At 57.8% G+C, this 13,131-nt stretch carries 10 protein-coding genes; 2 read left to right on the top strand and 8 right to left on the bottom strand.

Annotated features, from left to right (window positions below; translation table 11 throughout):
* Window positions 1-143 precede the first annotated feature (143 nt).
* Window positions 144-1,034: an ATP-binding protein gene (locus DFS28_RS28005; RefSeq protein WP_111452371.1), complete on the top strand. Its 891-nt coding sequence runs from the start codon at window positions 144-146 to the stop codon at window positions 1,032-1,034.
* Window positions 1,031-1,513: a GAF domain-containing protein gene (locus tag DFS28_RS28000; protein ID WP_111452370.1), complete on the top strand. Its 483-nt coding sequence runs from the start codon at window positions 1,031-1,033 to the stop codon at window positions 1,511-1,513. Before DFS28_RS28005 ends, DFS28_RS28000 begins: the two co-directional genes overlap by 4 nt.
* Here DFS28_RS28000 and DFS28_RS27995 read toward each other — a convergent pair whose 3' ends face one another.
* The 8 genes from DFS28_RS27995 to DFS28_RS27960 form a co-directional block, all read right to left on the bottom strand.
* Window positions 1,514-4,459 (bottom strand): HD domain-containing phosphohydrolase, encoded by a 2,946-nt coding sequence (locus DFS28_RS27995; protein ID WP_111452369.1) that lies wholly within the window; start codon window positions 4,457-4,459, stop codon window positions 1,514-1,516.
* 49 nt (window positions 4,460-4,508) lie between these two features.
* On the bottom strand, window positions 4,509-8,153 hold the full coding sequence (locus tag DFS28_RS27990; RefSeq protein WP_111452368.1) for a transporter substrate-binding domain-containing protein: 3,645 nt from the start codon (window positions 8,151-8,153) through the stop codon (window positions 4,509-4,511).
* An 8-nt stretch (window positions 8,154-8,161) separates the two neighbouring features.
* Window positions 8,162-8,788, bottom strand: coding sequence for a response regulator transcription factor (locus DFS28_RS27985; protein ID WP_111452367.1), 627 nt, complete (start codon window positions 8,786-8,788; stop codon window positions 8,162-8,164).
* Between the two features lie 255 nt (window positions 8,789-9,043).
* Window positions 9,044-9,436, bottom strand: a complete 393-nt coding sequence (locus tag DFS28_RS27980; protein ID WP_111452366.1) for a response regulator — start codon at window positions 9,434-9,436, stop codon at window positions 9,044-9,046.
* A gap of 183 nt (window positions 9,437-9,619) precedes the next feature.
* Window positions 9,620-10,948, bottom strand: a complete 1,329-nt coding sequence (locus DFS28_RS27975; RefSeq protein ID WP_074878806.1) for a deoxyguanosinetriphosphate triphosphohydrolase — start codon at window positions 10,946-10,948, stop codon at window positions 9,620-9,622.
* Window positions 10,949-11,117: 169 nt separating this feature from the next.
* On the bottom strand, window positions 11,118-12,281 hold the full coding sequence (locus DFS28_RS27970; RefSeq protein ID WP_111452365.1) for an EAL domain-containing protein: 1,164 nt from the start codon (window positions 12,279-12,281) through the stop codon (window positions 11,118-11,120).
* 122 nt (window positions 12,282-12,403) lie between these two features.
* Window positions 12,404-12,745, bottom strand: a complete 342-nt coding sequence (locus DFS28_RS27965; RefSeq protein ID WP_111452364.1) for a hypothetical protein — start codon at window positions 12,743-12,745, stop codon at window positions 12,404-12,406.
* Window positions 12,742-13,131 carry a phage holin family protein gene (locus DFS28_RS27960; RefSeq protein WP_008145878.1) on the bottom strand — a complete coding sequence of 130 codons (390 nt, stop codon included), beginning with the start codon at window positions 13,129-13,131 and terminating at the stop codon, window positions 12,742-12,744. The genes DFS28_RS27965 and DFS28_RS27960 overlap by 4 nt, the downstream gene beginning before the upstream one ends.

Genomic DNA, 13,131 nt, shown 5'->3' with positions numbered 1-13,131 from the left:
CCCTTCGCTGCTCAAGCATAGCCGATGATGCATGGATACCGATGTTCTCACGAGCCCTTGTGCAAAGGGCTGAACCTGACACCGAACGCTGTGTTTCGTCGCTGTATCGCCATCATTACTGTGAACGAGCCCGAGGAGAAGACGTGGATTCCCGATTAAATGCTTTTCTTGAACGCGCCGATGCCGTTTTGGCCCGTATCGAACCGCTGCTGCCCGCCCCTCGGCAAGCGATCGACTGGAATCATTGCCTTGCCGCGCGCTGGCAGCGCGAGGGTCGCAGCGGATTTCTGTTGCCGCTGGAAGTCAGCCTCGACATGCGTTTGTCCGACCTGATCGGTGTCGACCGGCAACGGGAGCAACTGGGGCGAAATACTCAGCAGTTCCTCGATGGCATGCCGGCCAACCACGCGTTGCTCTGGGGCTCGCGGGGCACCGGTAAATCATCGCTGATTCGCGCCTTGCTGGCCGAACACGCGAAGGCCGGTCTGCGGCTGATCGAGATCGAGCGCGATCACCTGGCGGATTTGCCGCGAGTGGTCGAACAGATCGCCAAGTTGCCCCAGCGTTTTGTGCTGTTCTGCGATGACCTGTCGTTCGAGTCGGGCGAGGGCGATTATCGCGTGCTCAAAAGCGTGCTCGACGGCTCTCTCGAACAGGCACCGGATAACGTCTTGCTGTACGCCACGTCCAACCGTCGCCATCTGGTACCGGAAAAGGAAAGCGATAACGAAAACTGGAAACGCGTTGACGGCGAACTCCATCCCAGCGAGGCGGTGGAAGACAAGATTGCGCTGTCGGATCGTTTTGGATTGTGGCTGTCGTTCTATCCGTTTACCCAGGAGCACTTCCTTAACGTCGTCGAACACTGGATCGGTCAACTGGCCGACAAGGCGGGCCTCAAGTGGCAGCGAGACGAAGAACTGGACATCCTCGCAGTTCGCTGGGCCACGGGCCGCGGTAATCGCAACGGACGTTGCGCGTATCAATTTGCCCGCTATTGGGTCGGGCTGAAGCTGTTGGAGCACAAGGCATGATCGATTTACAAAAGAGCGGCCAGGGCCTCGAAGGCTACGGCATGCTGTGGGCGCAATTGGAGTCATTGCTGGCGCACGAGCGGGATTTCATTGCCAACGCCGCGCAGTTTTCGGCGTTCCTGTTCAACCAACTCGATGACCTGAACTGGGCCGGGTTCTACCTCAATCGCAACGAAGAACTGGTACTTGGCCCGTTTCAGGGACAAATCGCCTGCGTGCGGATTCCGTTCGGCCGAGGCGTGTGCGGAGCGGCGGCGGCCACCTTGCAGACCCAGTTGGTTGAGGACGTGCACGCGTTCCCCGGGCACATCGCTTGCGACAGCGCGTCGAACAGCGAACTGGTCGTGCCACTGGTCAAAGACGGTCGCCTGGTCGGCGTGCTGGACCTCGACAGCCCGAAACTGGCGCGTTTTAGCGCTGAAGATCAGGCCGGAATCGAGCAATTGGCGGCGATTTTCCTGCGTCTGACCGACTGCTGATCATGCCAGGCCTGCCTTGACCAGCAGGCTTGTCGGATCAACCGCATCGATCTGTTGGGGATCGAGGAATCGATTGGCGTACTGCAAGTAGATTTGCGCGTTGACGAACAGCCCGAACAACTCGGGATCGATGTGAGCATCCCGGCACATCGTGGCCATGATGCCCAGCGCTTCGCTCAAGGACTTGGCTTTTTTGTAGGGGCGATCGGCGGCGGTCAGGGCTTCGAAAATATCGGCAATCGCCATCATCCGCGCCGGCAGGCTCATTTCTTCACGCTTCAACTGTTTGGGATACCCGGTGCCGTCCATTTTCTCGTGGTGGCCGCCGGCGATCTCCGCGACGTTGGCGAGGTGGCCGGGGAAGGGCAGGTGGCTGAGCATCAGAATCGTCTGCACCATGTGGTGATTAATGATGTAACGCTCCTCGCGGGTCAGGGTGCCTCGGGCAATGCTCAGGTTGTACAGCTCGCCCCGGTTGTACTTGTAGCGCGGCACATCGAGCTTGAACCCCCAGGGATTGTCCTGCGGAATCAGTTCGGCTTCTGACCGTTCGAACAGATGCTCGGGTTTGTCCGCCAGCAATGGCTCGCTGACCGGCAGTGTCGGTGCCGGGGTGCGCGCCTGACGCCGGTTCTCTTCCCAGGAAACGCCCAGCCGGTCATCCAGGGTTCGGGTCCAGGTGCGTTGGGCGATGCTGCGCAGGCGTTGCTGGTCGGACTCGGCCATCGCCTCGCCACCCAGGTTGCAGCGGGCAACGAACGCGAAATCATCGTCCAGCCCCGCCAGCGTGGTGTTACGCAGTTCGGCCAGGTGCTGCTCGTTACCGCCCAGGGCCATGGCTTGCCAATAGTTGATCCAGGCATCGCGCTTGAGTACTTCGAAGCGGGTGCGGATTTCGTGAATACGGTCGTTAAGTGTTTCCAGCTTCGTGGCTTTATCGACTACATATTCCGGCGTGGTGACCTTGCCGCAGTCGTGCAGCCAGGCGGCGATGTGCAGCGCTTCCCATTCATCTTCGTTGGGTTGATAGCCACTGAAGGCCGGGTCCTGGCTGGCAGCGGCGGCTTGGGCGAGCATCAGGGTCAGCGCCGGTACTCGCTGGCAGTGACCACCGGTATAGGGGCTTTTGGCGTCAATCGCACCCGCCAGCAGTTGAATGAAGGAATCCAGCAGTTGTTTTTGTTTGGCTTGCAGACGCTGACTTTCAATACTCACGGCGGCCGCGCCGGACACGGCCTGGAGGAACGCGATGCGGTCCGGACGAAGTTTCTCCAGATCGCTCTGCTGGCCGGTATCGGCCAACAGCAGGATCAGCAGGCCCACGGTTTCGTTATGACGATTGTGTAACCGAATACCGATCAGGTGAACGCGGGGACACTCCAGTGCAAGCAACACCTTTTGCAAATCCCCGGCCTGTTCAAAACCAAACGTGGTGACGATGTTGTCGGCATTCGACAGCTGTTGTAGCCATGCAGGGCTTTGCGAAGCCTGAAGTTCGTGTCCTTGAAGATCAAATGACGACAATGCCCGTGAGGTGCCGTTGACGACCAGACCATGGGGTTCCATGCGATCGCCATCACTTTCGCGCAGGTAGATCAGACCGGCCTGGGCCTGGCCGATTTTCACGGTTTCAAACAACACCCGTTCCAGCAAGGGGGCGAAGCGAGTCTCGGCGCTCAGGCTGTCGGTGATCTGGAAAAAACTCGCCAGAGTGTCTTTCATGCGCGTCATCGACACGCTCAGTTGGTCGACTTCGAGCACGGGAGAGCGACGCGAGGCCGGGAAGTTGAAGTCGAAACTGCGAACCGCATCGGCCTCCCGCACCAGCGCGCGCAGGGGTTTGACCAGAACCCGCGAGGTCAGCCAGCCCACCGGCAGGCACAGCAACAGCGTAGCCAGGGTAATCAGCGCGCCTTGCCAGCGCATGCGGTAGGCATCGACGAGTAACTCATCTTCCGGCACCAGCAGCGCCAGTTGCAGCCCTTGGGGGCCGCCTTCCTGCATGCTGCTGCGGGCAACGATCCATTGACGACCGGCGACATTCAGGCGATTGCCTGCGAGGGGGTTGTTGAGCAATGCGCCAAGACTGGGGCTCAGGTCGGCGGCTTTGATCAGGCGGGCAGTCTGATCGTCGATGATCAGTTTGCGGCTGTCGGGATACGCGATGGCATCCCCTTCAGCATCGAACAGCACTATTTCGGTATTGGGGGTCACGACATGTTTGGCCAGGGTCGCGGAGAGTTCCGCCAGGGTCAGATCGGCCCCCATGACAGCCTGTTCGCCACTGCGCCGGGCCAGGGTAGTGCCGACATTGTGGGTGGAGAAAAAGATGTAGGGTTCGGTAGTGATCTGATCGCTGTCGCTATGGGCGTTGGCATACCAGGCGCGGGTTCGCGGATCGTAGGTTTCGTCGGGGTTGTCCTGGCGGCTGATGAGGGCCAGATCCTGATCGAAAAACAATGATTGGGAGCGGACCTGACCGCTGTTGCCTGTTCGCTCAATGCTCCACACCTGATAAGCCGCAGTATCCGGTGCCTTGAGGAGCGTTTTCAGCTCGGGGGTTCGCAAGGGCCGAACCATGAAGAAATCACCGTTGCCATAGCCCAGATACAACGAGGCCAGGTCGGGGTTGTCCTTGAGCGACTGGCTGAAGGGTTTGAGCAGCGCCAGGCGTTGCGCCAGGTCAGGTGCCTGGGTCGCCGGGTATTCCGCCAGCAGGGTCAGCAGATGGCGAATTGGTTCATAAGTGGCGTGCAGGTCGAGACGGACGTCCTGCTCGATGCGGTTGAAGAGCTTTTCACTGCTGGAAAGAATGATCTGTGTGGTTTGCTGGTAGTTGAAAAGGCCCAGCACCACGCCCGTCAGCAACAGCAGGAAAGTGAACATCACGCTGATATGGACATGCAGGGGAAACCGACGTTGATCCGGGCGCAGTGGGCTGGGCATTGCAGGTCTCTCCATGATGGTTAACGCACTGCTCAGCGTCCAAGCATAGTTAAGGCTCTGTCATTCCGCTTTTGTCGTTTTGACCAATCTGTTGCTGTAATGCTTGCTCCAGTTCGAGCAGGGCGCGCTCTATAGCCTTGCTGCAATCGGCCACTTCGTCGTGACGGAACACTTCATGGCAGGCCTTTTCCATTGCCTCGCAGCTGTCGATCACCCGGGACGCCTGGACAATTCGGGCGGCGCCCTTGATTTTGTGGGCGACGTCGAGAAATGGCTGAGGTTCTTTGGAGGGAGACAGCGCCAGCAGTTCTTGTCGGTCCAGACGGTTGCTGTTCAACAGTTCGGTCAACAATCGCTGGTCCAATACCGGATCTCCGCCGGTCAAAAGACGCAATCCTTGCAGGCTGAATGCGGGATCGCGGACGGTTGGCCTGACACCTTCAAACCACTGACTCAAGGCTGTCAGGGTCAGGGGCTTGAACAGGCAGTCGTCCATCCCGGCTTGTTTGCAGCGTTGTATTTCTTCCGGTTGTGCGTTGGCGGTAAAACCCAGCACGGTACAGGGCGGGCGGTGTGTTTTTTGTTCATGTCGGCGAATGGCGCGGGCCAGTTCGTATCCGTTCATGATCGGCATGTTGCAATCGGCAATCACCAGGTCGAACGGCTCGGCTTCCCATGCCTGAAATCCCGCCTGGCCATCCGGCGCGACGCTGAATCGGTGGCCCAGAAACTCCAGTTGCTGGCACATGAGCAAGCGATTGGCGGGGTGATCGTCGACCACCAGAACATTCAAGGGGATCGTCGTGGTGCGGATTTGCGCCTCAGCCGTCTCCGGCCTCTGTACGAATGGCAGTGTTGCCAAGTGCAACGACACCTCGACGTGAGTGCCGACACCCGGCTGGCTGCTCAATTGCAGGCTGCCGCCCATCATTTCGCACAGGCTGCGGCTGATCACCAGCCCAAGCCCCGCACCACCTCTGGCTGACTGCCCGGCGTGATCGGCCTGAGCAAAAGGTTCGAACAACCGCCGCTGATCCTGTTCACTGATCCCTATGCCGCTGTCGTGAACCTGCAACAGCATCCGGACCCGCTCAGGCTCGGCGGTCGGCTGCAGGTCGACGATGATCCTGATTTGGCCGTGCTCGGTAAACTTGATGGCGTTGCTCACCAGGTTGGACAGCACCTGTTTGAAGCGCATCGGGTCCAACAGGACATCAAACTCCGGAGTGGCAGGGCGAAATTCCAGCAGCAGCCGCAGACTTTTCTGGCGCGCCAGTCCATCGAAGACCCGCACCACCGAGGCCACGATTTCACTTGGATTGACCCGTTCCGGGCTCAGGCTCAGCTGTCCGGATTCAATCCGTGCTATGTCGAGAATGTCTCCGATCAGCTCCAGCAGGTCCTTCGCCGAGTTGTACGCCACATCGATGGCCGGGCGATCCGGGTGCTTATGGTCAATGCGCTTGAGCGTGAGTTCGAGCATGCCGATGACCGCATTCATGGGGGTGCGGATTTCATGGCTCATGGTCGCCAGAAATGTGGTTTTGGCTCTGTTGGCTTCATCGGCGCGCTCTTTGGCATAACGCAGATCATCGAACAGTTGCCGTCGTTCGCTGATGTCGATCCAGCCGCCAATGATGCCTTGTACTTCACCACTCGAATCACGGTATGGAAGTATCCAGTGGTAAATCGTCAGCCTGCGGTCGCCGATGTGCAGTGGGCGATCGAGAATCAGCGGTTTGCCCTCGGCCATGACGCGCTGGTAATCGGCCTGATATTCCCGGGCTTCGAATGCATTGCTCATGTTGGCTTGCATGACGCCTTTGCCGATAACGTCTTCACGTCTCGCGCAGAAGGCTTCCAGATAACTGTCGTTGCAGCTTTGCAGCAGTCCCTGGCGATCGCGGACGTAGATGGGATGAGGCGTCCCGTTGACCAGTGACCGCATGAATTCGAGTTGATCGTTCAATGCACGCTCGGCTGCCTGACGCTGCTTTATCTGGCGACGCATGTAAGCGTTCCAGGCAACGGAAATCAGCAGCAGCACTCCGGCACCGATAACGATTTGGTAAAACAGCCGGTGATAATTGCGCCAGGTACTTTGCGAAGACGCCGAATAGCCGCGCCAACGGCTATTGATGATGCCCAGTTCTTCCGGGGCAATGCTCAGCAGCGCCTTGTCGAGGATGGTGTTCAGTTCTTTGGCTTCCCGGCCTGTGGCCAGGGAAAACGCGGCCTGCCGGGTGCCGATGGTGGTACTGATTTGTAGGGTCTGCTCAAAGAGCTGCGATGAGATGAAGTAGTTGGCAATCACCAGTGAGTTCACCGCACCTTCTGCCTTGCTCTCGGCCAGCAATTCCACGGCACTGAACGTGTCCGGGGTTTCAATCAGCTTTATCCGCGGGAACTCGCTGCGCAGGTAATCCACCAGAGGATTGCCTTGGGCGATTGCCAGGCGTTTGTCCTGCAACTGCGCAAGGCTTGCCGGGCTGTCGGCGGCTTTGCGAGTCAGCAGGACAAAGGAGTTTTGCAGATAGGGGCGGGTGAAGTTCAACGTCGTTTCACGTTGGGCACTGGGGAGCAGGGCGGCGATCACGTCGGCCTTGTTGTCCCTGATCTGCTCGATCATCTCCTCGTCACTGCGGCTGCGACGGACGTCGAAGCGCAAGCCGGTGCGCAATCTGATCAGCTCTAGCAAGTCCGCGGTAACCCCTCGAAAGTTGCCATCACTGTCGAAAAACGTCAGCGGTGCAAAAGCCTCATTGACCACCACACGTACTGCCGGGTTTTGCGCCAGCCAGCGTTCCTCGTTGTGGGTAAGCTGCAGTTTTTGATCGGTGAGCAGCATGTCACTGCCGGCACTCCAGCGTTTGGCAATGTTGTCTCGTTCGCTGGTGGGGATGGCGATGAGCATAGCGTTGATGATGGCGAGCAGCTGCGGGTTGTCCTTGTGCACCGCAAAGCTGAAGCCGTGGGCTTCGTGTTTGCCGAAGTTCGCCATGCGGATGTTGTTCAGATACCCCTTGTTGATCATGTAATGGGTGGAAATGGTATCACCCAGAAAAACGTCAGCCTGGTCGAAAGCAACGGCATTGATCGCATTCTGGTAGGACGGAAAGGACGTGATGATCGCCCCCGGATACATCGCCTTGACCTCCTCCAGCGGCAAATAGTGATACACCATGCTCAGCCGTAGACCGGCCAGGCCATCGGTCAAGGATCTGGATTCACCTTGGCGTGTCACCAGAACCGGCTGATCTACGGCGTAGGGGTTGGAAAGTACGATGTCAGCATTGTGAGCTTCGAATCCATTGGCGGTCCCCAGCAAATCGATCTTGCCGTTTTCGAGTGCCTCGATCGCGGCCTCCCGGGACGCAAAGCGCAGAACCTTGATGGGCAAACCGGTTGTTTTACCAAGGATACCTGCGTAATCGGCGGTAAAACCTTCGTAGTCGTGACCACTGATGGTCAGGTCGAAAGGGGGGTAGTCCGGGGCTGACGTGCCAAGGATCAGTTCCCGTTTATGCTCAATCCATTGTCGTTGTGATGTATCCAGTTGGAGTTCCTGGTGCCCGGCCATCGAGCGACTCATCAGGGTGTAGTTCTCGCTGACGGTCTGCGCAGCGGCCACTGCGGTGTTCAGGCATAAACCTGCGGCCATGAGTGTCAGATAATCCTTTATACGACTGGGCATCCTGTCTCTCACACTAACGCGTTACGTTTTGCCATATCGATGAGTTCAACCAGGGATTTGGCTTTGAGTTTTTGCATGAGGCGTTTTTTATAAGTGCTGACAGTCTTGTTGCTCAGAAACATGCCTTTGGCAATTTCCTTGTTGGTGCGTCCTTGGGCAAAGAGTTGCAAGACCATCAGTTCCCGGTCATTGACTGACTTGAACAGTTCCAGGTCGGCGAAACGTGCATCATCGCTGCGAACAGGATTCAAGGCCTGGCTTGGGAAATAGTTGTAACCTGACAATACGGCCTTTATAGCACTGACCAGTTCACTCAGGTCTTCCTGTTTGCACACATATCCCGATGCACCGGACTGCATGCAGCGAATACCGAAAAGTGTTGGGCACTGTGCTGTTAATACCAATGTTTTCAGGCGGGTACTCATTGCGTTGAATCGGGCGAGAACTTCCAGCCCGTCCAGTTTGGGAATGCTGATGTCGAGAATGACCAGATCAGGCATGCATTCGCGAACCATCTGCATGGCGTCGACCCCATTATCAGTTTCGCCGACGACTTTGTAACCTTCATGTTCAAGCAACATTCTGACGGCTAGGCGGATGACAGGGTGATCGTCGACAATAAAAACGGAGTTCATAATCAAATCCCATACGAGCTCTAATAAAGCGCGCACCTTAGCTCAGATAGTTGAGACGACGCATGAGCTGACGGACCTGCAGCGGCAATATAGGAACAATCCTACAACTGAAGAAGAATAGGACTACGTATCAACTAGGTTTTTTATGAAGAAGGGTAAAGGTTGTTGATAGTTAGTCGAGAGGTTGGAAGTCTTTAATTGCAAGTTTTGAGTTGTGTTTTGGCTGGGTTTTTAGTGTGTTTGTTATGCGGTTTTTTACAATGAGGCCAAGGTCAACAGGTTTCTAAATTCGGATTGTTTCAGCGGTTTTATCAAGTATCCCAACAATGGCAGTCCGTGTTTGTTGGCCTTTTTTTCAAGTTCATCCAGTTCGGCGGATGTCAGGCTACTTAACAGTATGGCCTGTCTAATCATCCCTCGGTGGCTGGCGAATTCGACCAGATCAAGCCCGCAGAGATCGGGCAGACATTGATCGCACAAAAGAATATCAAACGGTTGCACAGCCATGAACATTTGTTTCAAGGCACCATCGGCACTGTCGGTGGTGGTCAGTTGCGTGAAACCATAACTCTCAAGCAGGTATTGAGTTGCCCGGAGTTGGAAGGGGTGATCTTCTACCAGCAAGATGCGTAGATCGTCTTTGAACATAGGAGTATTCACGCTTCTTCTGTCGAACTGAAAGAAGCGAGATTATTTCGCAAAGTTACCGAATAATCGATCAGTTAGCTCAGCGTATGTTGTAGGGGGATTCGGCGAACGTTGAGTGCACTTGGGGTTTGAGAGGCAAATCAACCATTGCAGGCGGCGTAATGGCTGATCACCCGGGTCTCTTCAGTGGCTCGAACGACCGGTCATCTCCAGCGCCATTTCGCTGGCATAGCTGTCGGTCATGCCGGCGATGAAGTCAATCATCCGTAGAAACGAGGCGTGCAATGGGCCGTGAGGATCGGGCGCATTGTTACCCAACAAGTCGAGGACTCGGCGACTCTTGAAGGAGGGCGTTCGACCATTATGCTGTTCCAGTGCCGCGCCGCAGAAGGCATTGAGCAGGATTTCCAGCGTGGTGTAGGCGCCGATTTCATGCAGGGTCTTGCGCTTGTCCTGGAAGATTTTTTTCCGCGCCATGTCCTTCGCATTCAAGACGCAACGCTTGGCAGGGCCGTGCATGTGCTCCACCAGATCACCGGGCAACGTGCCGGCCAGCAACGCGTCCTGTTGCTCGACAAAGGCCCGTGCTGCGGCGTTGGTCAGGTGTTCAATGGCTTTGCCTCGCAGGATCGCCAGTTTGCGCCGGCGCGAATCCAGTGGGCCAAGCTGGCGATAGGTTTCCGGCAGATCGTCACCCACAAGGTCCAGCAACAGGGACTCGACTTCGGCGTATTCCAGCAACTCCATTTCCAGACCGTCTTCCAGATCGATCAGCGCGTAGCAGATGTCATCGGCAGCCTCCATCAGATACACGAGCGGATGGCGCGCCCAACGCTGTTCCTCGAGTTGCGGCAGGCCGAGCTTATGGGCGATTTGTTCCAGAAGCGGAAGTTCGCTCTGATAGCAGCCGAACTTGTGTTTCTTGTAGCCCAGTGAATCCGCGTGTTTTGCCGTCCATGGGTACTTCAGATAAGTGCCCAGCGTGGCGTAGGTCAGTCGGGTGCCGCCGTCGAACTGGTGATATTCCAGCTGGGTGAGTACCCGGAAGCCTTGGGCATTGCCTTCGAAATTGAGGAAGTCATTGCGTTCGACTTCGCTCATCGCATCCAGCCAGCCACGGCCGGCGGCTTGCTGGAACCAGTGGCGAATCGCGTCTTCGCCGGAGTGGCCGAAGGGCGGATTGCCGATGTCATGGGCCAGACAGGCCGATTGCACCACCATGCCCAGGTCGCTGGGCTCGCACCAGTCGGGCAGGGCACTGCGGATGGTTTCGCCAACGCGCATGCCCAGCGAACGACCGACGCAGCTGACTTCCAGCGAATGGGTCAGGCGCGTGTGGATATGATCGTTGCTGCTGACCGGATGGACCTGGGTCTTGCGCCCGAGGCGGCGAAACGCGCCCGAGAAAATGATCCGGTCGTGGTCTTTGTGGAAAGGACTGCGGCCGAGTTCTTCCGGGCTGTGCAGAGGCTTTCCGAGGCGTTCGCGAGTAAGCAGGGTTTGCCAATCCAAGGCGGGTTCTCTCCGTCAGGTGTTTGATTGCTTAAGCTTCCGGGTTCGCGTCCGGACCTGCAAGCGAAAAACAAGCACACACCTGTAGGAGCACGGCTTGCCGGCGATGGCGGTGTATCAGGCGCTGCAATATTGAGTGAACTGCCGTCATCGCGAGCAAGCTCGGCTCCTACAGCCCGGCGGCGTCGATATCGATGAGCAGCAGTCGTTCGCCGTGGTCGAAAAATTGCCCGGCGGTGAGGCAATACTGATTGCTGGTGGCATCGCGGTAAGTATTGGAGAGCGTCAGTCTTCGCTCATCCCAACCCTCTGCCAGCAGGTGATAGAAGTAGGGGCGCCATGACCAGTTGTGGCCCACGTAGCGATTGTCGGCCTCCCAGCCGTTGTTGCGCCATTCAAGGTTGGGCGTCAGCTGCGTGCCGTGGCGGTCGCATTGGTAGAAGCGCAGCAGCCAGGGAAATGCATCCAGTTGTGGCAAGGCGCTGAGCGGCGCCTCGGCCTGAGCCCATGCTTGCAGGATGGTCATCAGCTCGCTGAGTTGCTGGCGCATGATCATCAGGCGACCGCGCTCAGCCAGCTTCTGCTGAACATAGCGCAGACGCAGTTGCGCGAAGCGCTCGACAAAGGCGTCCGTGGCAAAGAAACCAGCTTGCGCCCGGGCAAACAGAAAACCCTGGACGTAGCGCGAACCGCACTCCAGGGCAAAACTCAGTTGAGCCTCGGTTTCCACCCCTTCGGCGATGATCCAGCAACCGGTTTTCTCCGCCATTTGCGCCAGAGCCTTGACCACGTCGCTGCTCGGTCCGCCCAACGCAGCAGCCTGGAACAGGCGCATGTCGAGTTTGAGAATGTCCGGTTGCAGCGCGAGTACGCGATCAAGCTGAGAGTAGCCGGCACCAAAATCATCGATGGCGATCCGCGCGCCGGCCTGTCGGTAGCGTGCCACGACGTCGGCCAGGCGCTGAATATCGCCCCCCAGTTCGGTGATCTCGAAGACAATGCGTTGCGGGTCGACGTTGTGCCTGCTCAGTTGCGTGAGGCTCGGTAGCGCCTGGTCCTGTCGCAAGCGGTTGATCCAGCGTGGCGATATGTTCAGGCTCAGAAACCAGTCCGAGGGCGCTTCATGCAGACGGCTCAGCGCGTTATCGCGGATCTGGCGATCCAGACGACGCAGCGCGATGGCGGGCGTTCGCGGGTCGGCGAACAGCGGCCCCACCGAGGCCAGTTGACCGTCAGCCTGGCGCAATCGACCCAGGGCCTCGACGCCAGCGATACGGCCGGTGGCGGTATCGATGAAGGGTTGAAAGCAGGCGAGCGGTTGCCCGTCGATCACGAGGCCTCCTTGGTCAGGTCTTGTTATTGGATAAAACCTGTTCACCGGGTAGGCACGCAGGATTGAACCCCTCGATAAAGAGGTTCAATCCCGGTGTTGCAAGAATGCAGCCAGATAGTGGCCTAGTGGTGACGCGAAGAGCCTTGCATGACCAGCTTGATCAATGGCCCCAGCGTGGCGCCCAGACGAACCAGTCGAGTGAGGCTGCTGACGCCACCGCTCTTGGCGCCCTTGCCCGTCAGAAAACCCAGCAAGGTGACGGCTGCCATGCCCCAGAGTGGAGCGTGCTTGATGCCGAAGCCATCCTGCAGGTTTTGCGTTATCCCGCGCACGCGCTGCAAGGGTTGCAGCAGTTGCGCGGATTCATGGCGGATTTCCTGACGATGCATTTCCATGCGCAGGCGAATCAGCGCCTTGCGCATTTCGGTGCGCGAGCTGTTGTGAGGCAGTTCAGGCAGGCTCATGGCAGCAGACGCTCCCGATCGTTGGCCAACTCTTCCAGGGTGCCGTGGAAGGGCGAGGACTCATCGAAAATCGCCGCTCTCAAGCGCATCGCACAGAAAATGGCCGCGAGGGTATAGAAAACGCAAAGCCCGATGATGGCCGCCAGGCGATAGGTGTCCCAAAACAGGATCAACACCAGCGTCGACAACCCCACCAGCAACAACAAGGCAAAAACCAGCGCCAGGCCTGCGAACAGCAACAGGCTTACCGTGCGGGCTTTTTGTTCCTGCAATTCGATGCCGAACAGTTCGACATGGCTGTGCAATAGTCCAAGGAACGCAGCACCCAGGCGCCGCGGTGAGGAGCTTGGGCCCGTCGCGGACGAGCCGGATTCGCCGATCGCCAT

The sequence above is a fragment of the Pseudomonas sp. 478 genome, assembly GCF_003254125.1.
GTDB lineage: Bacteria > Pseudomonadota > Gammaproteobacteria > Pseudomonadales > Pseudomonadaceae > Aquipseudomonas.
The sequence above is the reverse complement of the archived record's forward strand: the minus strand, read 5'-3'. Positions and strand labels throughout refer to the sequence as shown.